We start from the raw sequence: 21,497 nt of genomic DNA, 5'->3' as shown, positions 1-21,497 counted from the left end.
AACAGAAAACAAGCGAAGATAACAGACGAAGAAAAACTGAAGATAACTGCAAGTTGAGACGGTAGTATTGATGTCAAAAGTTGCACCCACTAAGTAAATAAAGTGTAGAAAACAAAGGCTTATTCATAGGCTATCGTTAAAAGGTATCGGTAGCCTAGAGTAGGCCTTGTTTTTTTAGAGAAAATAAGGTTAAGTGGGAACATATCTATAGATGAGAGTTGACACTAGGGTATGGATAACAAGAAAAAGTGTACACACTTGCACCCACCTTAATGTATTCATGCATTGCAAACTCTTTACCGTTATCTACTGTGAAGCTCTTTTTAAGTCTTTTAGGTATGTTTTCAAAAGCTTGAATGGTCTTATAACTAAACTCAGTATCTGTTTTTGTTTCTAACTTAAAAGCTACAAGAAAACCTGACTTTCTTTCTACGTGAGTTCCAAGTAGACCTGTTTTTCTCATACCAAGCACTGTATCACTTTCAAAGTGACCAAATCTGCTTCTGTTAGTACATCCATTTGGTCTTTGAGAAATATTAATGGTGTTGGGTATTTTACCTCTGTTATCGTTAGAAGATTTACGTTTTTTATGTTTATTCATAAATCTCATTTTCTTCTTTATATCTATAGGTAAAATACCTGAATGGACAGCTCTATAAATAGTGTTATATGAAATACTAAAAGGTTGTTTTTCTAACTTTGCTCTACCTGATATTTGCTCAGGAGTCCACATAGACTTAAGTCTATCAATAACATAGTTTTTAGCTTGTTCATTAGATTGTAATATAGCTTTTTTACCACATTTAGATTTTCTTTTAAGATACTTTTTTTGAGCATGATGAGCGGCATAAGAGCCGTTAGCGTATGAATTACGATTAAATTCACGAGATATAGTTGAGGGCGAACGACCAAGTATACGTGCTATAGCACGTATACTTGAACCTTGTTCTAACATAACTCTTGACTTTTCTCTTTCTTCTATGCTAAGATGAGTGTAATGACTCATAAAATATCAACTCCTTGTATTTTGTTTTCGCAAACTCTATTATACAAGTTTTTGTTTTATGAGTCATTATTTTTTTGTTAGGTGTTGCACTTATATTGTAAACCTAAAATCATTAAATAAACGGAGAGGTAGTAAGTATAATGGAGAATTTTATTTCGCTTGTCACAAGTTATTTTCCACAAACTGCAAAACTTTTAACCAGTATTGCATTTTTGGTGTTCCTTATTTTGAATATATCAGATGATTTTGATAAGATTACAAACCTTATTAAAAAAATATTTGATTTTAGAAAACACTTAGATACTCTAATATATTCGCATTTAAGAAAAAAATATAATGAAAAATTATATGAGAAAGACTTTTTATCTTGGCAATTGGCAATTATGAAAAAAATATATGAGCCGTTGATTAATGAAAAAAATGCTTTATTAATTGAGCAGTTTAAAGGATACAAAGATGTTCCTCAGATTGCCTTTGCTCAGGTAAGTTTTTGTGAGGGGGATACTAAAGAATATGAAGCGATAACTATTAGTACTAAACCAGTAGATTTTCCTTTTAAAGATATTTGTCCAAAGGATAGTGATCATCTTGAAAGAAAGGAAAAAATATCTAAGGAAAAATATCCTGGTATTCAAAAAAAGTATAAAGGCTTTATAAAAAGATATTATAGGCTTATTAATCAAACAATAAAATATCCTAAGAGGCTCGGATATATGCTTGATGAAATTATATTTTATACGAATAATGATCAGGAGAAGAAGAATAATCAGGTAGAGTGGTATTTAGATTCATATGTAGGAAATTATGAGAATAATTTGAAGACAAGTCATGTTCTGGAATATGAATTGTACAAATTATATATTAAAGATAGAAAATATCATTTGAATATTAAAGAAAAATGCGGTAAAGAGATACTTAAAGAGTTGCCAATAAGAAATTATATTCATACTAATTTTGAAAATGAATGTGATGTTCTTACCTCAGGTAAAAATAGATCTTCTTTACTTGGAGTGCAGGTTTTTGTGCTGATTAAAAATCACAGTAAAGAATATGATGTATTGAGAATTCGTCGTTCCGAGAATGTTGTAATTAAACCAGGTTTCTTGCAGTTCATACCATCTGGTGGCTTTGAAGCTATGAATGATTGTGTTGATTACGATGCACAATGGGACAATTATTCTATTACAAAAGCAGTATTTCGAGAATTACTTGAGGAGTGTTTTGGGCAAGATGAAGATGACAAACGTGCATGTGGTTACAATATTTCACCAGACAGGATATATTATAATGATGAAATAAGCAAATTAATAAAAAAAATTAATGATAGTACTGATGGTACAAAGATGCAATTGCTTGGTTCAACAATGAGTCTTGTTGGATTGAGACATGAACTGTCGTTTATTCTTGTAATTGATGATATGGAGTTGGGAGGTTCACTTATTGGTAACTATGAGAGTAAGAGTGCAATTCATAGGATAAATATAAATCTTCTTGAAAATCGAAATTTTTGGATTAACGATGACTTGGATAAATTAAATTGTACAAGTGCTGGTTTATTTGAATTAGTAAGGAGAAGTGAATTATATAAAAAATGTTTGAATATCAAGAATACGTAGTTATTTTAAGATAAAGAGGTGAGTGCAAAATCAATACTATAGTTAAAAGGTTTTAAGATATATTATCAAATACCTATAGTTAAGTCCAAAATTGATGCAAACTAATAGCTGATATGTCTCACGTAAAGTCTGCCCAAGAGAATGAGTGAAAGCGAAGTTAGATTGGTAGCAGGCTACTGTGCAGAAGTCGTATTTATATCAAAGATTATACCCAGTAAGCAAATAAAGTATTGAAATACATAAATAATATTATATAATATGATTAATTAAATTAGAAATTATTGAAAGGATACTGAAAAAAATGTTTAAATATGTTGAACAGTTCTATGCTTTTTTGTTTACAACGTTGTGACTTATGATGGTTGTATTGGAATTTGTCAGATGTTCATCTGAACCTGCTTCAGATTTTCGCATTAGCTATGCAGTACTTTTAATTATGGGAATTATAAATTTTATAATTTCCATAATTAAAACTAAGGTGGAAAAAAATTGAAATCAAAGGGCTCTTTTGTTCAAGGCAATGTTATAAAAGTTTATAGGGATATTATTAAAGTAAATAGAAGCCATCCATACCGTATAAAATACAAGTATACTTACAAAGGAAAAGAATATATAAAAAAGAGTACAGTACTTTTTTGGGATAAACCAATTTACAATGAGAATAGTTTGATTGGGGTATTTGTAAATGATTTTGGATGGTCTACGATTAATATTTAGTGAGATAAATTAAAATTTGTATCTCCAAGTACGAAATAAAACATAGGTACGGGTAATTGTTTCGAAAATATAAAAAGAAAATTATAAAAAGCAACAAATACAATATGAAAAATCAAATTTTCTAATCTCCTATGTTGCTTTTTTCGTATATAATGATATTTGTAAATATTACGATATGTTTCCGACAACCCAAGATTTCAAAAATTATATTTGTTATCAATTCAGACCATTCGAGCCACATAGAAAGCGTAACATTTTTGAAAAGAGTAGAATTATAAAAAACTTTATTTTAATATAGTAATTTGAGTACATTTTAATTAAAACTGTATCATAATTATATATCTAAAAAATTATATTTTTTAAAGTCAAATATATAAAAATTGGAAATTTTATAATAGGTTCTTAGTGTTAGTACAAATAATAAATCATCTGATCTTGTAATTTGCCATGAAGCCGTCATATGATATATAGCCTTTTATATCAAGTATATTTAATATAGATATTACGTCTTGTATGCTTAATGATAGTGACATTGCGATTTTTTCTGCATGGCAGCTGCCTGCATTTTTGACTTGTGTATATATACTGTTTTCAAGAGGGGATAAATCATCATAGGTTTCATCTGCTATTTGCAGATTTTGTTCATAACCGTATTCAAACAATATATCGGAAATGCTTGTAGTCATACAAGCACCATCTTTTATGAGTGAATTTGTTCCTATTGAGTTTGAAGAATTTATATTACCGGGTACGGCGAATATATATTTTCCTTGCTCCATTGCATAATTTGCTGTAATCAATGTACCGCTTTTTGCACCTGCCTCTGTAACGAGCAGACCTGTTGACAGGCCGCTTATTATTCTGTTTCTGAGTGCAAAATATGCCGGTAAAGATGATTTTAAACAATGTTGTTCTGAAATTATCAAACTGTTTGATAATAACACTTCTTCAAATAATTTTTTATTGGATGCCGGATATATTTTGTTTATAGGTGTACCGAAAACGCATATCGTTTTACCTCCATTTTCTATGGCTGATTTGTGTGAAATGGAGTCAATTCCGCTTGCAAAGCCACTTACTATGCAAAAATCATTTTGGATAAGGTCTTTCACGAGGGATGTTGTGACAAATTTGCCGTACGGTGTAGGTTTTCTGCTACCAACTACACCTATTTTTCTTTTGTAATTTAATAATTCAGCGTTACCTTTGTAATATAAAACTTTAGGAAAATTTTTTATATTTTTTAAAATTTGAGGATATTTTTCATCTGCAAATGTGATAAAATCTATGTTATTTTTATAATTTTCCTCATCAATTTTATTTAAAACTTCTTTATACTTGTCTATATTCGACTTGGATAAATCAAAGTCAGGGAGAATAGATTTTATCGTATGGTTATTTATTTTATAGAGTTCATCATCTTTTATATTATTAGATAATTTTAGTATATCTGCTATTGGCATATTATAAAATTCTGATAAAAACTGTACAACCTTACTCATAAATCCCCCTTTATTAATGGATACTGCTATCTAATAAAATTATGGATAAATAATTATACAAGATTAATATAAATATTTTATTTTAAAGATTAATTATTATAAATTTCCATGTATTCTATAAGATTTCAGTATAATGATGAACTTTCATTAATCAGTCAGTATAAATTATTTATTCTAAATATATCTTGATTATATCATATTTAGCTTATATTTTGTTAAAAAATGAAAAAATGCTTTAAACCGTTTTAATGTGATTTAAAGCATTTTTGAGATACTGTAAAATTATAATGCTGATATCTAATAGAATAACAGATAATTTATACTGAGTGCTTCATAAATATTTGTTATGTTTTATTAGATGTATGCAATACTATTTTTTGTATTTGCTTTTAGTATAAATCTATGCGATATGAAGTTTGTCTAAAATATTTGTTTTTTCGAGTGATTTTAACAATATTAAGGCAAATATGCTTCCGCCTATTGTAGATACGCTAAATGGCAATACAAATGTGAAGATTGCGACTTCTTTTCCAATAAAAAACAATGCTACAGGATATGCAACAAGCGAACCTATTATTCCTGTACCTATTATTTCTCCCAAGAATGCGAATGAAATTTTTTTGCTTTTTTGATAAAGCATACCGGCAAGGAATGCTCCTATCATACTTCCTGGAAATGCCAATAAACTTCCTGTGCCTAACAGGTTTCTTATAAGTGAAGTCGTAAAAGCGGACATAACAGCGTATAGCGGACCTAATAATACAGCTGTAAGTACATTTATAAGGTGTTGAACCGGAAAGCATTTTGCAAATCCGAGCGGAATATTAAATGGCGAACATATGACTCCAAGTGCTACAAATAAGGCACTGTAGCTTAATTTTCTGGTATTCATTTCAGGTCTCCTTTTATTTTTTATATAATGCTCAAATTGTTTTTTGAGTAGACTGTTAACGCTTTTATAAATAGATGCTGTGCAGATATTTAGAAAAGAGTGCATAGGGCAAAATATATTTGAACATATCTTAGATTAAATAGTGTTTAGTATTGATGTTTAATTAAAAAATTAATCTACTAAATCTACTACAACTTCGTCTACTTGTATATCTTTTTTGATTATTTCTTGTTCTTTCATCCAATTTATAGTATTTTGCCAATCCTCTTTATTTTGTGACAAGAATTTGTCAGTGTCTGTTTCCATTAACGGTAATAAGGTATTCATACTTTTTTCTTCTACAGTTTGTGATAGTGGGAAATTTTCTTCATTTTGATTGTCAAGCAGTATTTTTAACGTTTCATCAGGTTTATTTTTCATATCTTCAAAGCCTTTTTTTGAGGCATTTAAAAATTTTACGAGCATTTCTTTATCGTTTTTTATATAGTCATCACTTGTAACGAATACAAGCTCCGGAAATGACGGCATACCGTATTCATCTACTGAAAAATAATTTAATTCAAATCCTTCTTCTTCCATTTGAGGTACTTCGTGATTTACAAGACAACCTATGGTTGCATCTACTTTGTTTGTTGTCATAGCTGTCATAAGTTCAAAACCTACATCTAATAAATTTACAGAGTTTGGATCTAATCCTCGAGATTTTACCATTGATTTTATCATATCTTCGCTTAATTGAGTGCCGGCATACCCTATAGTTTTACCTACAAAATCTTCGGGTTTGGTAATATTTTTTTCTTTTAATGACAAGACTATGTTAAGAGGTTTTTGTACAATTGAACCTATAGCTTTTATCGGTATATCTTGATTTGCATATGTTTGTATTACATCATGAGGATAATATATTCCTATCTGTGCTTTTCCTGCGGCAGTTAGAGATATTGCGTCATTTGCGTTTGACGGAAATATTATGTTTACTTTTAAGCCTTCATTTTCGTAATATCCTTTTTCTATCGCATCATAAATGAAGCTGTGTACTGCATTTGGATACCAGTCCAACACTACATTTACTTCTTGCAAGTCTTGTTTTTTGTCTTCACTCGCCGTTTGTGTTTTTTTTGCGTCTTCACTTGCGGATTTGTTTTCGCTTTTGCAAGCACTCAGCATAAAAATCATAAGAATAGATGTAAAAATGATTAATAATTTTTTGATATTTTTCATATCTTGTCCCTCCATTTGATTAGTTTTTTTTCTAAAAAATCTATTATGTATACTATTGTCATAGCAACAACAGACAATATTATTATCGGAGCAAATACTCCGGCTCCGTCAAGTTGTGTGAGCATTCTTTTGCTGAAATATCCAAGTCCACTTTGTGAGCCTAACCATTCTCCGATTGCTGCTCCTATTATACTCATAGGCACAGCCATTTTTATTGCAGAAAAGAAGTTTGGTATAGCTGTATTTACTTTGAGCATAAAAAATATTTGTCTTTTACTTGCTCCATATGTAAATAACAATTCTTGCATTTCTGATTTTGTATATCTGAAACCGTCATATGTAGCTATTACTATAGGGAAAAAAGTTATGAGTACTGTAACTACAACTTTACTCCATATACCATAACCGAACCACAGTATGAAAAGAGGTGCTATTGCAGTTGTAGGTATAGTTTGAGATGCTATTATTATCGGATATATAGCGTCTTTTACTGTTTCTGACAAGTCCATTATTATAGCAAAAAACAAGCCGAGTATTATAGATATTAGCAATCCTAAAAATGTAATAAGCATTGTGTAAGGTAAATGTACAGTAAATAACGGAATTCTCAGTTCCCAAATTTTTTGTAATATTTGAAGCGGTGACGGCAAAATATAATGTGCGTTTATTATATTTGCAAGCACTTGCCATAATATAAGTAAGGAGATGTTTATTATAATTGACGGAAGATTTTTTTTATTCATTTGCGCCTCCGTTTTTAAGCATAGATAATATATTATTTTTAAGATTTATCATTTCTGTTGTGTCAAGCATATCTCTTGTTCTGTTCCTCGAAAGAGGTACATCTACCCTTATTAATTCTTTTATAGGTACGTCTTTAACGACAAGTATTGTATCTGACAAAAATATAGCTTCTTCAACATCGTGTGTTATAAATATAGCAGTCTTATCGCTGAATTTATTTAGTCTATCAAGTAACCACGATTGCATTTGTATTCTTGTGATATAATCGAGAGCTGAAAGAGGTTCATCGAACAGCAACAAATCGGAATCGGTCAATATAGTTCTTGCAAAAGATATTCTTTGGCGCATACCTCCTGATAATTCATAAGGCATTTTTTCAGCTACATCTGACAGTCCTATATCTTCCAAGATAGATGATATTTTTTTTTCTTTTTCTTTTTTAGGTATATTTTTAATATCCATTGGTATGGATAGGTTGTTTTTTATGTTTTTCCAAGGAAAAAGCAAATCTTTTTGAGGCATATAACCTGCATAACTCCTAAGTGTGTTTATATTTTTACCCTTATAAAATATGCTGCCACTTTGCATATGAAGCAGTGACAATATAAGTTTGAATATCGTGCTTTTACCGCAACCGCTTGCACCTATTATGCTCACAAATTTCGGTTTGTCTATTGTAAATGATAGGTTTTGTATAGTAGGTCCGTATCCTTCATATGAAAAAGATACGTCTTCAAATTCCAATATGTTCATATAAATTTCCTCAAAATAAAAAAACTTTGCAATACCATCGTAGGTACACAAAGTTATATGCTTAAAATAAAAATTTGCTTCCCTACGTCGGTATTAACCGCATCAAGTTCCAAGGGTCGAGTAATACTCTCTCAGCACAAAGCTCCCCCAGCAATGATTATTAAGTTTTAAATTATTACAATACTTTTAATTTTTAGAATGAATATTTTATTAAAAATTTATCTCTTCAATCTTTTATTTATATCAACCTGTCTGTCATTTGCTTGTTTATTGTATTCTTTCAGTAATTCCTCCAATGTTTTTGTCTTTTTTTCATCATTGGCGACTCTATCGTTTGAAGTGGCAAAGCTTTTGTGGTGAACTTCTATAACTTTATCCTCTTTTATATCCTCTTGAGAAGTCTGTTCTATTTTAAGCTCGCTGTTAGCGTCTTTTAAGGATAGAGCTATTTTTCCTCCGTCGTCGTCCATGCTCAAAATTTTGACCTTTACAACATCTCCTTGATGTAAAAATTCATTTATATCTTTTACAAAATCATTTGATATATGAGATATGTGCACAAGACCTTTTTTGTCACTTCCGATGGATACAAAAGCACCATAAGGCTTAACATTTATAACTTTACCATCAACAATATTACCAACTTTTAAAACATTAGACATTAAATAATCGCTCCTAAATATGTAAAATTTTCATGTATAAATCAAATATGTAAAATATTATATCATATCAGAGCAAAAAAATGCAATATTTTAATATACTTTATTGCAAAAATAGTTTATGGTTTGAATTTTTTATGTTAGAATAAGCATTATAAGATATTATTTATACTAAACACTATTACCGATTATAATATTTCTGAATTTATATATTTATTGCTTTGAAAAATTATAATATTTTAATGATATTATAATTTAATTAGAGTTTTATATTAAACAAGGTTTAGCATTATTTTTTATTGATTTTCACAAAGATAAAAAATCTTATAAAAGTACAAGCGGAAAATATCTATCAGTTTAATACAGATATCAGAATAAAAAAATTTGTAAGGAGTATGGGAGTTTGATTATATATAGAGATATAAAAGTAGAAGAACATAAAATTTTAACGGATATGATAAAAAAATTATCTGATGAGAGCAACTATTACCCGTTTACATCAAGTGATTATAATGTAAGTGATGAAGAGCAAATCAATTTCATAAACAGACTTAATATGAATGACAACTGTTATTTGTCAGGTGCCTTTGATGATGAAAAATTGGCGGGTTTGATATATTTATACGGTGGAAACAGGGTAAGAAACTATCACAGCTGTACACTTGGAATAGGAGTGTTAAGCTCGTATAAAAATCAAAAAATAGGCAGTAATTTAATGCAAAGAGCAATAGATTACGCATATGAATGTGATGTAATAGGTAAAATAAATGTGCAGGTGGTAAAAGAAAATACCAATGCAATTAATTTCTACAAAAAATTCGAGTTTGTGATAGAAGGGATTGAAAAGAGAAGTTTATTTATAGACGGCAAGTTTTATGATGCAGTTAATATGGGTAGAATAATATAAAATGGAATATATTATGTAAAAAAATAAGACAATTCATAATTTGATGCTAAAAAAATAATATGATGATGGATATTATTGTTTTTAAGAGTTTTATATAAGTATACTTAAAGTAAAAATCTTATATATTGTATCCATTGATTAAACTAATATTAAGTATGAAAAGGAGATTTATATGAGAGTAAAAATAGAATATATACACCACAGTTGTTATACTTTAGAAATTGAAAATAATTTTTTAATATTTGATTATTTTGAAGGACATCTCAATATACCTAAAGATAAAAATGTGTATTTTTTTGTATCTCATGCACACGGTGACCATTATAGCAGTAAAATATTTGATTATAAAGAAAAAGTAAAAAAATATATAATATCAAAAGATGTACGTTGCAATGAGGATAATGTGGTTTTTGTAAAGCATGATGAAAAGATAAAAGTTGATGAAATGGAGATAACTACACTTAATTCAACAGATGCCGGAGTTGCATTTATGATAAATATATTAGGTAAAAATATATTTTTTGCCGGAGATTTAAATGATTGGTACTGGGAAATGGAAGACAGTATTATGCAAAAAAATGATATGCATGCAAGATTTGTAAGAGAAATAGATAAGATAAAAAACATAAAAATGGATATAGCGTTTTTCTTGGTGGATCCAAGACAAGCAGGGCAATATGATTTGGGCGGAAAACAAATATTACAGTTAAAACCTAAAAATTTTCTTCCTATGCACTTTTGGGAAGATTACAGCATAACGACTAAATTTAAAGACGTATATACCCCTATATACAAAGATACAACAATATACGATATACAAAATAAAAATCAAATAATAGAGCTTGATATATAATGTAAACTGTATAAAAAATAATGTTTGACATTTAAAAGAAAAAGTAATATAATGCTAAATGTCAAATATATATTTAAGGAGAGTTTACAATGCAAGAAACAAAAAATATTAGTAAAAAAAAGTTTGATACAAAAGCTGTGGTTATGTGTTCATTATTTTCAGCACTTGTTTGTGTAGGGGCGTTTATAAAAGTGCCGTTACCACCTGTGCCTTTTACAATGCAATGGTTTTTCGTAGCGATGGCAGGTCTTGTGCTTGGTAGTAATTTAGGATTTACAAGTGTGGCTGTTTATTTAGTGCTTGGGCTTATAGGACTTCCTGTTTTTACTCAAGGTGGAGGAATATCATACATCTTCAAACCTACGTTTGGATATTTGGTAGGCTTTGCAATAGCAGCTTTTGTTATAGGAAAATTAAGCGAAAATAAAGAAAAAAACTTTAAAAATTATTTTATAGCTAATATGATTGGGCTTGTATTTGTATATACATTAGGTTTTATACATTTATATTTTGTTTCGACTGTAATTGCAGGTAAAACAGTAGCATTGTTCAATTTATTAAAAGGAGCTGTAATTATTTTTATTCCAACGGATACTTTATCTGCTATATTGTCTGCAAAAGTTGCATCAAGACTTCCAAATATTAATTAGTACTAAAACCTATTTTAAAATATCGTATAGCACTAAAATATAAAAGATGCGAGTGCCATTAATCAAATACATTCAATTTAGCATTTTATTATATTACTATTTAATTAGGCATTAGTATGATATGTTAATTAAATGGCTGTTTTCAATGTTTTGTTGAAAATAGCCATTTTTTAGTGTTAAAAAATAAAATTCCCCTGAAAATAACAAATCATTATATTGTAGTAAATTGATAACTCTTATGATATAATAAATTTATAATGATATCATTTTTATTCGAATTATATTTTTATATGTGATTAATATAGTGTAATTTGTGTATCAATATAAGAAATTATAAAAAAAGAGGGATATATGGCTGATTATGGTATTTTTGACGTGATGGGACCAATAATGATAGGTCCATCAAGTTCACATACTGCCGGAGCTGTTAGAATCGGCAGGCTTGCAAAAAAAATGTGTGGTAAAGATTTTATAAGAGTGACTTTTTATCTTCATGGTTCATTTGCAGAAACGTATTTAGGACATGGTACAGATAAAGCTCTTGTGGCAGGTGTTTTAGGCATGATGCCTGATGATGAGAGAATAAGACACTCTTTTGAAATTGCAAAACAGAACAATATACCGTTTAAGTTTATAAAAACTGACCTTGGTGATGTTCATCCAAACAGTGTGAAAGTAGAAATGGAATACAAAGATGGAAGAATTTCGTATATAATAGGTTCTTCAATAGGCGGAGGGAATATCAAAATTATAGATGTTGACGGATTAAAAGCCGATTTTACAAACGAATTTCCTACAATAATACTGAAATATACTGAGCAAAAAGGAGTTATATCATTTGTTTCAACTTTGCTTGCAGAAAACGGATATAATATAGAAAAGATGCTTACAGACAAGAGTGATGGCGTTGTGACACTACTTGTAGAGATTAGTGAAGAGGTGGATGACAATATAAAGTCTCAGATATTGCATAACGACAGGTTTTTGCTTACAAAGTATATATCAGGCGGATATTGATTATATTTTTATATAAAATTTTACTTGCAATTTTCGCAAAAATAAGTGGACATAAAAATTTTTAGGAGGATATATGCAGTATACTGCAAAAGATATAATAAAAGAATGTAATGACAGGAATATACATCTTTATCATTTGGCAATCGAAGATGAGATGAATAAAAATAATGTAAGTGAAGAATATATAAGAACAGAATTTTATAAGATGCTCGATGTCATGGACAAGTCTTCTTCTAATTTTTTGGAAAAAGAAAGTGTTACGAATATGGGCATGATAGACGGATTTGCTAAAAAGATGAATGATTATTATAAAAAAGGAAAATCATTTTGTGGAGATGATGTTACAAGAGCAATGGCGATGGCATTTTCAACAATAGAAGTGAATGCATCTATGGGTAAGATTGTGGCTGCACCTACTGCCGGAGCATCAGGCATATTGCCGGCGGCATTTATGTCTGCAAAAATAAAATTTGACCTTGATAAAGACACTCTTATAAACGGACTTTTGACATCAAGTTTTGTAGGCAAGATAATAGGCAAATATTTTACATTCGCAGGTGCAGAAGGCGGTTGCCAAGCAGAATGCGGTTCAGCTGCATCTATGGCGGCTGCAGGTCTTGTTCAGATGTTGGGAGGCAGTGTGGAGCAATGTTTTCACGCAGGTTCTTTTGCACTTTTAAATGTTATGGGACTTGTATGTGATCCTGTTGCCGGACTTGTTGAATATCCTTGTGCTTTCAGAAATTCATCAGGCGTAATAAATGCTATGCTATGTGCGGATATGGCTTTGGCAGGTGTAAAATCTGTTGTTCCTTTTGAGGAAGTTATGAAAGCTGCAAACATAGTCGGAAGTGCATTACCTCTTTCACTTAGAGAAACCGGAATAGGTGGTATAGCAGGAACAGAAACAGCTTGTAATATAAGAAATGTATATTTTTCTAAGTTTGATAAATAAACTTAAAACAAGAAAATTAAAAAATAAGAATAAAAATTATAAATGACTTCATAGAACTATTATACAAAATCTATAATACTTTTATGATGTTATATACTTTTTATATAAAAGTGAATTAATTCTAAAAATATTATTCAAAAAAAGTTGTTTTTCTTAAAAAAATGATAGATAAGTTATGAGTTTGTATGATATAATAATTTATAAAACACATACATTTGCTGTTTTTCTTTAATATTTATCTTAATACTTTTAAGAAATGAGGTAATTTATCTTGAATAAACTTTTTGAAAAAATTTCTTTTTGGCTGCCTACGAATAAAAATCCTTTGAAAAAAGATTTGCAATATTCAGTTGTTGCTATATTACCTGTAAGTATGATAATAATATCATTTTTCTATAACAATCCTGTACAGATAGTAAAAGGATTATGGACAATAATATTAGCTAATGATGTATTTGCAACGGATTATACGCAGATATCTTCAATAGGGGCAGGATTATTCAACTCAGGAATAGTAACACTTATAAATATATATATACTTAGAAAATTTGATTTGAAGTTAAACGGTATAATAATATCCGCACTTTTTTTGATAACAGGCTTTGCTTTTGTCGGCAAAAATATATACAATATATGGCCGTTTTACATAGGTGGATATATATATGCAAAAACACATAAGGTAGATTTCAAAAATGTTATAGTTACTTCAATGTATACTACCGCACTTGCGCCTATAATATCTGTTATGGCACATACATTTGCGATAAATGTTATAGCGGCGGTGATATTGTCTTATTCAATAGGAATTTTTATAGGTTATGTTATGCCTGAAGTATCGTCAAGAATGCTTATGGCACATTCAGGTTATAATGTATATAATACAGGCTTTGCAGCAGGATTTATGGCGATAGTGATAAATTCCATATTGAATGTATTTGGAGAGCGTGTATCACCTAAAAATATAGTAAACTTAAATTTTGACTATGGTCTTTTAGTTATGTTTGTGATGTATTTTTTGGCATTGATATTAATAGGATATTCGCATAATAATGAAGACTTCAGCGGATATTCGAAACTAATGTCATATTCAGGAAGGCTTATTACAGACTATACAAGGCTTTGCGGTTTTCCTATAACTCTTGTAAATATGGGCTTTTTAGGATTAATATCAATAGCTTATATAATACTTATGGGCGGAAGTATAAATGGACCGACAATAGCGGCTCTTCTCACCGTTGTGGGATTCGGAGCGCTTGGAAAACATCCGAGAAATACAATTTCAATAATGATCGGTGTGGCTATATCGTCAAAGATGCTCAGTACGGACTTGTCAACAACAACCATAATAATATCCGGACTTTTTGGAACCACTCTTGCTCCAATAGTCGGAGAATACGGATTCATATACGGACTTTTAATAGGCCCTCTGCATCTTGCACTTGTTGCCAACATCGGTTCTCTTCATGCCGGGCTCAATCTGTATAACAACGGATTATCAGGGGGTATAATAGCTATGACTGTTGTACCTATTTTGGATTCGTTTAAAGTAGGAGAAAGAAGGTAAAATAATATGTATGAAAATAAAAAAGTATCTAAAATTGTAGACGAGGTACTGACTTATCTGTTAGGTAAAAATGCTACCGATATAAATATAAAAGTTGAAAAATTGCCTAAATATACAATGATTCAAACCACTTCTCAAAATATAAAACTGAGTGAAAAAGAACTTGTCGAACTTCGTAATTTTTTGAACTCTACACACAGAGAAGTTGAAACGGAGCAATATTATTGGGCTTTGGCGGGAGAAGGCAATGCGTCTGAAGAACTCGGACTTGTAGCAATAATGGTAGATATTGCCGAGATATATTATGAAGGTGATGAGCTTAAAATGGATTTTTTAAGAAAAAGATTAGATCAGTAGGAGAATTTTATGATACAAAGTATACAAAGGGCGGTGAAGATACTTGATGTAATGAAGATTCCCGATAAGGAGTTTTCTATAAGAGAGATATCTCTTGCGACATCATTATCTGCAAGCACTGTGCATAGAATACTCGCAACACTTGTAGAATGCAATTATGTAACTCATGATGAAGTTACACATAATTATAAATTGGGCTCTGCACTAATATCACTTGGTATAGCGGCTATACACAATACAAAATTACAAGAAGCATCTGTCAGAATTTTGAAAAAATTGTCATCACTTACACAAGAAGATTCTTTTTTGATGATAAGATCAGGAAACAAAGGTATAATTATACAAAAAGAACAAGGCCCTAATAACCTTAAAGTTGTAGAAAATTTCGGATATGAAATATCGCTTCACTGGGGAGCAATAAGAAAGGTTTTGCTTGCATATCAAAGTGATGAATTTATACAAAAATATATAAAAGAAGAATTTAAACCTACACCTACACGCATAACCTTAAATACAGATAATCTTATAGATGAGCTTAAAACTATAAGAGAGAATAAACTTGCAATATCAACAGGAGATTACATACATAACGGAGTGGGAATAGGTGCGCCTGTATTTGACTATACATCAAAATTAGTTGCATCAATAGGTATAATAGGAACTACATCAAGGATAAATAAGAATAATATAGAAAAGATGAGCAAAATTGTAGTAAATTGTGCAAAAGAGCTGTCTGATATAATGGGATATGTAGGATAATATTAAAATTAAACTTCTATAAAATAACGGTGCAAAAGAGAAAAATAAGATATAATACCTTTCAAAAAAAAGATATGCTCAAAAGTATAACTTTAAGGGATTTGAACATGGCATCTATTTGATGGAATCTTAGTATAAAACATAGATTGAAAAAACAGTCTATGTTTTTTTATATTTTAGATTGACAATAAATAATAAATGATATAAAATATCATAATAGAAAATTTATATTTTTGAATTAAAAACAATTATAAGTTAATATAATTATAATGAGTATGATTTTTTAAATATTTAAACCATAATATGTATATGGAAGATATATTATTTGATTTATTATACGAAATGCTAATTAAAATTATGTTATCATTGTATATATAAAAATTTATATTTTTCTAAAAATAAACATATAAAAATATAAATTTTTTATATTCTATAATAGTGTTTTATTAGTTGTGTTTATATAATTCACTATATAAATTAATATAGAATAATAATTTATAATTTGGAGGAATTTATGAAAAGTATTTTGTCAAAAAAAGTTTTTATATCATTTGTTATGATGTTGGTATTTACATTTATGTTTACATCTTGTGCTAAGGATGAAAAAACATCTGGTGATAAAGCGGATTCAAAACCGAAAGTTACAGTCACAACATCATTTTTAAATGATATGGTAAATGTGCTTGCAAAAGATATGGTAGATGTACAAATGATAATACCTGCCGGTTCTGATCCTCATCTTTATGTAGCAAAACCGGAAGATCATAAAAAAATACAAGATTGTGATTTGTTGCTTTATCATGGACTTCATTTTGAAGGCAAAATGGTGGAAGCCTTAGAGTCAAAAGGAATAGCAGTATCAAAAAATTTTCCTCAGGATAAAATAGGACGTATGGAAGAAAATGGAGAAGAGATTATAGATCCGCACTTTTGGTTCGATATAGATTTATATAAGGATGCAACTAAAGTGGCTGCTGAATCACTTATAGAGTTATTGCCTGATAAAAAAACAGAGATTATGTCTAATCTTGAAAGTTATTTAGAAGAACTTGATAATGCAAAAGAAGAAGCAATGGAAAAAATAGCACAGATACCTAAAGAAAACAGATATCTGGTTACTCCGCATGACGCATTTAACTATTTTTCAAGAATGTTTGATATTGAAGTTATTGCACCTCAAGGAGTAAGTACAGATTCTGAAGTTGCAAACAAGGATTTGAGCAAGACAGCGGATTTTATCGTAGAACATAAAATAAAATCAATATTTGCAGAAAGTACAACAGATCCGGCTCGTATGGAAAAATTAAAAGAGTCTTGCAAGGAAAAAGGTTTTGATGTAAAAGTTGTATCAGGAGAAGGAAAAGAGCTTTTCTCTGATTCGCTCGCACCTTCAGGTCAAGAAGGGGATACATTTATAACTATGTTCAGACATAATGTAGAGTTGATATATGATAATTTAAAATAAAAAGAGGTATGTTATGAATGCTGTAAAAGTAGAGGATTTGACGGTAGCATATGGTAAAACTCCTGTGCTTTGGGATATTGATGCAAATTTTGAAGAAAATAAAATAACAGCTATAATCGGACCTAATGGTGCAGGCAAATCTACTTTGCTTAAAAGTATTCTCGGTTTTATAAAACCTGTTGCCGGAAGTATAAAAATTTTCGGCAATGATATTGATAAAAGCAGATTACAAGTGGCTTATGTACCACAGTCAAACAGTGTTAATTGGGATTTTCCCATAAATGTGCAAGATGTTGTATTGATGGGAAGGTATCGTTCAATCGGTCTTATTAAAACAATAAGTAAAGATGAGAAACAAAAAGCGTTAAATGCTCTTGAACAAATGGATTTACTTGATTTAAAAAATAGACAAATTTCACAGTTGTCAGGCGGTCAAAAGCAAAGAGTATTTATCGCAAGAGCTTTATGTCAAGATGCCAGACTTCTAATAATGGACGAGCCTCTTGCAGGAGTAGATAAAGTCAGCGAAAAAATTATAATGAATAAGGTAAAAAATCTAAAAAAAGACGGAAAAACAATAATATGCGTACACCATGATTTAAATACAATAAAAGAGTATTTTGACAATATAGTTATGATTAATAAATTCTTTGTTGCAGGTGGAGATATAAATAATTATTTTACCAAAGAGAATATTGATAAGACATATAAAGAGGTGGCTTATGATATTTGATATTATCTTTTCATATGATTTTTATGTTGTTGCTATAGGTGTGTGTATACTTGCAATAGCATCGGCTATGGTAGGATGCTTCAGCGTATATAAAGGTCAAAGTTTGGTGGGAGATGCAATAGGTCATAGTTCATATGCCGGTGTAGTGCTTGCATTTATGATTTTTCAAACCAAAAATCCGCTTGTATTGACATTGGGAGCAGGTATTATAGGTGCAATATCTTATCATACTATAAATGTTATAATTAATAATTCAAAAATAAGATTGGATTCAGCTCTTGCTATTGTGCTTAGCGGTTTTTTCGGCTTAGGCCTTGTACTTGACAGTTTTATTCAAGGCAATGCAAATTTTTCTAACGCTTCTCAAGCAGGACTTAGAAATTATATTTTCGGACAGGCGTCATATATTATGAGGGAAGATATAATTTTTATATCATCATTTTCTGCAATAGCTATAATACTTATGCTGATGTTTTACAAAGAACTTATAATATGTATTTTTGATAAAGACTATGCAAAAAGCCTCGGATATTCAACTAAAATGATTGACAATATATTACTTGTTATGATGATTTCTTTGATATGCGTAGGATTGAAAACAGTCGGTGCAATTCTTATAAGTTCTTTTTTAATAATTCCGTGCATAGCTGCATCTCAACACTCTAAAAATATAAAAAATGTGCTTATATTAAGCTCAATTATTGCAAGCATAAGCAGTTTTTTGGGAGTTTTTATAAGCAGTACAGTTGACAGAATGTCCACAGGTCCGACAATTATTATAGTGATGTGCATTTTGACATTGTTATCTATGGTATTCGGTAAATATGGAATGATAGCAGAAAGAAAAGTGAGGATTCAGATATGATAGAAGTATTTATGACACTTGTTATTACGGCTGTTACTTGCAGTTTACTCGGCTCATTTTTGCTACTTAGAAATTTATCCATGGTGTGTGATGCTTTATCACATAGCGTGCTGCTTGGCATAGTATTAGCATTTATAATAGTAAAAGACTTGGATTCTATATATCTTATAATAGGAGCAGGTTTTTTTGGAGTCCTTACTGTATGGGTTGTGGAAAAATTATCTCAAAAAGGGCTTGTAAAAAACGATGATGCACTTGGTATAATATTTCCGTTATTTTTTTCAATAGCAGTTATAATAATAAGTAAATTTTTCAGAAACGTACATTTAGATGTTGATATAGTGCTTATGGGAGAGGTGTTGTTGGCGCCGTTTAAAAGAATGTTCAATCTTCCGAGAGATTTTGTAGTGATGCTTGGACTATTTATAATAAATTCTGTATTTGTAATAGTTTTTTACAGGGCGCTTAAAATATTATCTTTTGACAAAGACTATGCGTTTATGCAATCTATCAAGATAAATGCGTTGTTTTATTCTCTTATGACACTTACATCTGTGACAAGCGTGGCTGCGTTTAATACAGCAGGTGCAATACTTGTCATATCACTTTTTATTGCACCGTCAGCGAGTGCATTTTTGATAGCCAAGAGCTTGAAACAGATGATATTGCTGAGTATGTTATTCAGTGTAATAAATGTAAGTATAGGTTTTATATTGGCAATCAGTTTTAATATGTCGGTGGCAGGTATGTGCAGTTTTGTAGGTATGATTACTTGTTTAATGGTAATTGTATTTGGAAGAAACGGTATAATAGTAAAATCAAGAAACAATATAAATATCAAAAAACAACTCAACTATGACTTAATATTGATACATCTATACAGACATAAAAACAATCTTATAGAAACAGGAATAAACAGCATAGATTCACATTTGAATTGGGATAAACAAAAGACAAATGAAAATATAGATTATCTTATAAATGAGAATCTTGTTGAAAAAAACGATGATATGTATATTCTTACAAAAAATGGAATAAAATATGTAGAAAATATGCTAAGAGCATGATACATCTCTGTAAGTTTGATTAAACTTCTAATTATCCGAAAAAATACCATAGAAAGACTGAAATAGTAATTATTTATTTGATGAACAACTTTTTAAAAGCTGTTCATCTTTTATATTTTATGAGCTATTATTTTGTGTTACAATTTATATATAGTAATTAAATATGCTTATGACAAAAATATTAAATATAAATCAAAACTATATGGTATTTTTTAAATGATGAATGGTATAAATAAATATAAATTTTTTATTAAAGGAGAATATATAATTGAAGAAAGCTGATACAATTATAAATATTAAAGAAAATTGTGATAATAAAAACACTTCACTTGAAGAAATAATAGAAAAATTAAAAAAAGATGAAAGAAATAAAAAATTTAGCCAAAATGCTATACCGCCTATTCTTCAAATTGATTCCGGAGCTAAAATTTTAATTATAGGTCAAGCTCCGGGTAAAAAAGTAGAAGAAACACTCATTCCTTTTAATGATAAATCAGGAGATAAACTTATATCCTGGCTCGGCATTAATAAAGAGATTTTTTATTCCAAAGACATAGCTATTATGCCTATGGATTTTTATTATCCGGGAAAAGCCAAAACGGGTGATCTTCCACCACGAGCTTTTATAGCACAAGAATATCACCAAGATATCATTAGAATGATGCCTAATATAAAACTTACAATTCTGATAGGGAAGTATTCTATTTTTTATTATTTAAAAAATAAAGCAAAAAACAATCTTACAGAAACTGTAAAACATTATAAAGACTACTTGCCGGAATATTTCCCTATCGTTCATCCAAGTCCGTTAAATTTTCGCTGGCAAGCAAAAAATCCATGGTTTGAAAATGAAGTTGTTCCAAAGCTTCAAGAAATAGTTAAGAGAATACTTAACTAATCATATTTTAAGAGTATATTTTTATATCAAAATATACTTAAATAATTATAATAATCTTTTATATTTAATTATAGTGTGATATAATTTTATTAAGATATAAAATTGTTATAATGAGCATATTAAAAAAAGGAAAATAAAAATTTATTTTAAAACGAGTATAAAAAAATTCTTCATAAATAGAATATATTAGAAAATTTTTTTATAAACCAATCAATATATTTTAAGTTTTAAGCATTCGTTTAAAAAAATAAGAAGAAATTTTCTTTAAATTCGGCATTGAAATTTATATAAATGAAT

Annotated in this window: 22 protein-coding genes and 1 riboswitch; of the genes, 15 read left to right on the top strand and 7 right to left on the bottom strand. The window is 29.5% G+C overall.

Going from position 1 to position 21,497, the window contains the following annotated elements; all coding sequences use genetic code 11:
- Positions 1-205: 205 nt before the first annotated feature.
- Complete coding sequence (locus HMPREF9630_RS04630) at positions 206-1,006, bottom strand: IS30 family transposase (RefSeq protein WP_009527377.1); 801 nt, start codon at positions 1,004-1,006, stop codon at positions 206-208.
- 140 nt (positions 1,007-1,146) lie between these two features.
- Here HMPREF9630_RS04630 and HMPREF9630_RS04625 point away from each other — a divergent pair, with 140 nt between their 5' ends.
- Together HMPREF9630_RS04625 and HMPREF9630_RS04620 are read left to right on the top strand one after the other, a co-directional pair.
- The gene (locus tag HMPREF9630_RS04625; protein ID WP_009527376.1) at positions 1,147-2,622 is read left to right on the top strand and encodes a hypothetical protein; all 1,476 of its coding nucleotides are present in this window, start codon (positions 1,147-1,149) and stop codon (positions 2,620-2,622) included.
- A gap of 489 nt (positions 2,623-3,111) precedes the next feature.
- Entirely contained in the window at positions 3,112-3,339 is a 228-nt protein-coding gene (locus HMPREF9630_RS04620; RefSeq protein ID WP_040465181.1) for a hypothetical protein, read from the top strand.
- Between the two features lie 425 nt (positions 3,340-3,764).
- Here HMPREF9630_RS04620 and dprA read toward each other — a convergent pair whose 3' ends face one another.
- The 6 genes from dprA to HMPREF9630_RS04590 all read right to left on the bottom strand — a co-directional run bounded on the left by dprA (position 3,765) and on the right by HMPREF9630_RS04590 (position 9,113).
- On the bottom strand, positions 3,765-4,841 hold the full coding sequence (dprA, locus tag HMPREF9630_RS04615) for a DNA-processing protein DprA (RefSeq protein ID WP_009527375.1): 1,077 nt from the start codon (positions 4,839-4,841) through the stop codon (positions 3,765-3,767).
- Between the two features lie 400 nt (positions 4,842-5,241).
- Complete coding sequence (gene thiW / locus HMPREF9630_RS04610) at positions 5,242-5,733, bottom strand: energy coupling factor transporter S component ThiW (protein ID WP_009527374.1); 492 nt, start codon at positions 5,731-5,733, stop codon at positions 5,242-5,244.
- 171 nt (positions 5,734-5,904) lie between these two features.
- Positions 5,905-6,954: an ABC transporter substrate-binding protein gene (locus HMPREF9630_RS04605; protein WP_009527373.1), complete on the bottom strand. Its 1,050-nt coding sequence runs from the start codon at positions 6,952-6,954 to the stop codon at positions 5,905-5,907.
- Entirely contained in the window at positions 6,951-7,697 is a 747-nt protein-coding gene (locus HMPREF9630_RS04600) for an ABC transporter permease (RefSeq protein WP_009525931.1), read from the bottom strand. Before HMPREF9630_RS04600 ends, HMPREF9630_RS04605 begins: the two co-directional genes overlap by 4 nt.
- On the bottom strand, positions 7,690-8,451 hold the full coding sequence (locus tag HMPREF9630_RS04595) for an ABC transporter ATP-binding protein (protein WP_009527372.1): 762 nt from the start codon (positions 8,449-8,451) through the stop codon (positions 7,690-7,692). Before HMPREF9630_RS04595 ends, HMPREF9630_RS04600 begins: the two co-directional genes overlap by 8 nt.
- 62 nt (positions 8,452-8,513) lie before the next feature.
- Positions 8,514-8,610, bottom strand: a riboswitch (TPP riboswitch).
- A gap of 59 nt (positions 8,611-8,669) precedes the next feature.
- The gene (locus tag HMPREF9630_RS04590) at positions 8,670-9,113 is read right to left on the bottom strand and encodes a S1 RNA-binding domain-containing protein (RefSeq protein WP_009527371.1); all 444 of its coding nucleotides are present in this window, start codon (positions 9,111-9,113) and stop codon (positions 8,670-8,672) included.
- Positions 9,114-9,513: 400 nt separating this feature from the next.
- On the opposite strand from HMPREF9630_RS04590, the gene HMPREF9630_RS04585 reads away from it, so the two are divergent.
- The 13 genes from HMPREF9630_RS04585 (at position 9,514) to HMPREF9630_RS04525 (ending at position 21,200) form a co-directional block, all read left to right on the top strand.
- Positions 9,514-10,017, top strand: coding sequence for a GNAT family N-acetyltransferase (locus tag HMPREF9630_RS04585; protein WP_009527370.1), 504 nt, complete (start codon positions 9,514-9,516; stop codon positions 10,015-10,017).
- A gap of 172 nt (positions 10,018-10,189) precedes the next feature.
- Positions 10,190-10,870, top strand: coding sequence for an MBL fold metallo-hydrolase (locus HMPREF9630_RS04580; RefSeq protein ID WP_009527369.1), 681 nt, complete (start codon positions 10,190-10,192; stop codon positions 10,868-10,870).
- A gap of 89 nt (positions 10,871-10,959) precedes the next feature.
- The gene (locus HMPREF9630_RS04575) at positions 10,960-11,520 is read left to right on the top strand and encodes a biotin transporter BioY (protein WP_009527368.1); all 561 of its coding nucleotides are present in this window, start codon (positions 10,960-10,962) and stop codon (positions 11,518-11,520) included.
- Positions 11,521-11,871: 351 nt separating this feature from the next.
- Positions 11,872-12,537 carry an L-serine ammonia-lyase, iron-sulfur-dependent subunit beta gene (gene sdaAB, locus HMPREF9630_RS04570; RefSeq protein ID WP_009527367.1) on the top strand — a complete coding sequence of 222 codons (666 nt, stop codon included), beginning with the start codon at positions 11,872-11,874 and terminating at the stop codon, positions 12,535-12,537.
- A gap of 73 nt (positions 12,538-12,610) precedes the next feature.
- A complete protein-coding gene (gene sdaAA, locus HMPREF9630_RS04565; RefSeq protein ID WP_009527366.1) occupies positions 12,611-13,492 on the top strand; it encodes an L-serine ammonia-lyase, iron-sulfur-dependent, subunit alpha in 882 nt (293 codons plus the stop codon).
- Between the two features lie 271 nt (positions 13,493-13,763).
- Positions 13,764-15,056, top strand: coding sequence for a DUF1576 domain-containing protein (locus HMPREF9630_RS04560; RefSeq protein ID WP_009527365.1), 1,293 nt, complete (start codon positions 13,764-13,766; stop codon positions 15,054-15,056).
- 6 nt (positions 15,057-15,062) lie between these two features.
- Positions 15,063-15,413 (top strand): hypothetical protein, encoded by a 351-nt coding sequence (locus HMPREF9630_RS04555; protein ID WP_009527364.1) that lies wholly within the window; start codon positions 15,063-15,065, stop codon positions 15,411-15,413.
- A gap of 9 nt (positions 15,414-15,422) precedes the next feature.
- Complete coding sequence (locus HMPREF9630_RS04550) at positions 15,423-16,172, top strand: IclR family transcriptional regulator (RefSeq protein ID WP_009527363.1); 750 nt, start codon at positions 15,423-15,425, stop codon at positions 16,170-16,172.
- 514 nt (positions 16,173-16,686) lie between these two features.
- Positions 16,687-17,637 carry a metal ABC transporter solute-binding protein, Zn/Mn family gene (locus tag HMPREF9630_RS04545; protein ID WP_009527362.1) on the top strand — a complete coding sequence of 317 codons (951 nt, stop codon included), beginning with the start codon at positions 16,687-16,689 and terminating at the stop codon, positions 17,635-17,637.
- A 13-nt stretch (positions 17,638-17,650) separates the two neighbouring features.
- Positions 17,651-18,370 (top strand): metal ABC transporter ATP-binding protein, encoded by a 720-nt coding sequence (locus HMPREF9630_RS04540; protein WP_009527361.1) that lies wholly within the window; start codon positions 17,651-17,653, stop codon positions 18,368-18,370.
- Complete coding sequence (locus HMPREF9630_RS04535; protein WP_009527360.1) at positions 18,360-19,235, top strand: metal ABC transporter permease; 876 nt, start codon at positions 18,360-18,362, stop codon at positions 19,233-19,235. Before HMPREF9630_RS04540 ends, HMPREF9630_RS04535 begins: the two co-directional genes overlap by 11 nt.
- Positions 19,232-20,302 carry a metal ABC transporter permease gene (locus tag HMPREF9630_RS04530; RefSeq protein ID WP_009527359.1) on the top strand — a complete coding sequence of 357 codons (1,071 nt, stop codon included), beginning with the start codon at positions 19,232-19,234 and terminating at the stop codon, positions 20,300-20,302. Before HMPREF9630_RS04535 ends, HMPREF9630_RS04530 begins: the two co-directional genes overlap by 4 nt.
- 268 nt (positions 20,303-20,570) lie before the next feature.
- Positions 20,571-21,200, top strand: coding sequence for a uracil-DNA glycosylase family protein (locus HMPREF9630_RS04525; protein ID WP_009527358.1), 630 nt, complete (start codon positions 20,571-20,573; stop codon positions 21,198-21,200).
- Positions 21,201-21,497 lie beyond the last annotated feature (297 nt).

This window comes from Peptoanaerobacter stomatis, from assembly GCF_000238095.2.
In the GTDB taxonomy this organism is placed as follows: Bacteria; Bacillota; Clostridia; order Peptostreptococcales; family Filifactoraceae; genus Peptoanaerobacter; species Peptoanaerobacter stomatis_A.
Note: the sequence above shows the minus strand (reverse complement) of the source record. Positions and strands in the feature narration are given on the sequence as shown.

What these genes read in the sequence shown, in the direction of transcription:
- HMPREF9630_RS04530 (WP_009527359.1), top strand. Translation starts at nt 19,232, where the DNA reads ATGATAGAAGTATTTATGACACTTGTTATTACGGCTGTTACTTGCAGT.
- HMPREF9630_RS04630 (WP_009527377.1), bottom strand. Translation starts at nt 1,006, where the DNA reads ATGAGTCATTACACTCATCTTAGCATAGAAGAAAGAGAAAAGTCAAGA.
- HMPREF9630_RS04580 (WP_009527369.1), top strand. Translation starts at nt 10,190, where the DNA reads ATGAGAGTAAAAATAGAATATATACACCACAGTTGTTATACTTTAGAA.
- HMPREF9630_RS04575 (WP_009527368.1), top strand. Translation starts at nt 10,960, where the DNA reads ATGCAAGAAACAAAAAATATTAGTAAAAAAAAGTTTGATACAAAAGCT.
- HMPREF9630_RS04590 (WP_009527371.1), bottom strand. Translation starts at nt 9,113, where the DNA reads ATGTCTAATGTTTTAAAAGTTGGTAATATTGTTGATGGTAAAGTTATA.
- sdaAA (WP_009527366.1), top strand. Translation starts at nt 12,611, where the DNA reads ATGCAGTATACTGCAAAAGATATAATAAAAGAATGTAATGACAGGAAT.
- HMPREF9630_RS04550 (WP_009527363.1), top strand. Translation starts at nt 15,423, where the DNA reads ATGATACAAAGTATACAAAGGGCGGTGAAGATACTTGATGTAATGAAG.
- HMPREF9630_RS04535 (WP_009527360.1), top strand. Translation starts at nt 18,360, where the DNA reads ATGATATTTGATATTATCTTTTCATATGATTTTTATGTTGTTGCTATA.
- HMPREF9630_RS04625 (WP_009527376.1), top strand. Translation starts at nt 1,147, where the DNA reads ATGGAGAATTTTATTTCGCTTGTCACAAGTTATTTTCCACAAACTGCA.
- HMPREF9630_RS04545 (WP_009527362.1), top strand. Translation starts at nt 16,687, where the DNA reads ATGAAAAGTATTTTGTCAAAAAAAGTTTTTATATCATTTGTTATGATG.
- HMPREF9630_RS04600 (WP_009525931.1), bottom strand. Translation starts at nt 7,697, where the DNA reads ATGAATAAAAAAAATCTTCCGTCAATTATAATAAACATCTCCTTACTT.
- HMPREF9630_RS04595 (WP_009527372.1), bottom strand. Translation starts at nt 8,451, where the DNA reads ATGAACATATTGGAATTTGAAGACGTATCTTTTTCATATGAAGGATAC.
- HMPREF9630_RS04540 (WP_009527361.1), top strand. Translation starts at nt 17,651, where the DNA reads ATGAATGCTGTAAAAGTAGAGGATTTGACGGTAGCATATGGTAAAACT.
- HMPREF9630_RS04605 (WP_009527373.1), bottom strand. Translation starts at nt 6,954, where the DNA reads ATGAAAAATATCAAAAAATTATTAATCATTTTTACATCTATTCTTATG.
- thiW (WP_009527374.1), bottom strand. Translation starts at nt 5,733, where the DNA reads ATGAATACCAGAAAATTAAGCTACAGTGCCTTATTTGTAGCACTTGGA.
- dprA (WP_009527375.1), bottom strand. Translation starts at nt 4,841, where the DNA reads ATGAGTAAGGTTGTACAGTTTTTATCAGAATTTTATAATATGCCAATA.
- HMPREF9630_RS04555 (WP_009527364.1), top strand. Translation starts at nt 15,063, where the DNA reads ATGTATGAAAATAAAAAAGTATCTAAAATTGTAGACGAGGTACTGACT.
- sdaAB (WP_009527367.1), top strand. Translation starts at nt 11,872, where the DNA reads ATGGCTGATTATGGTATTTTTGACGTGATGGGACCAATAATGATAGGT.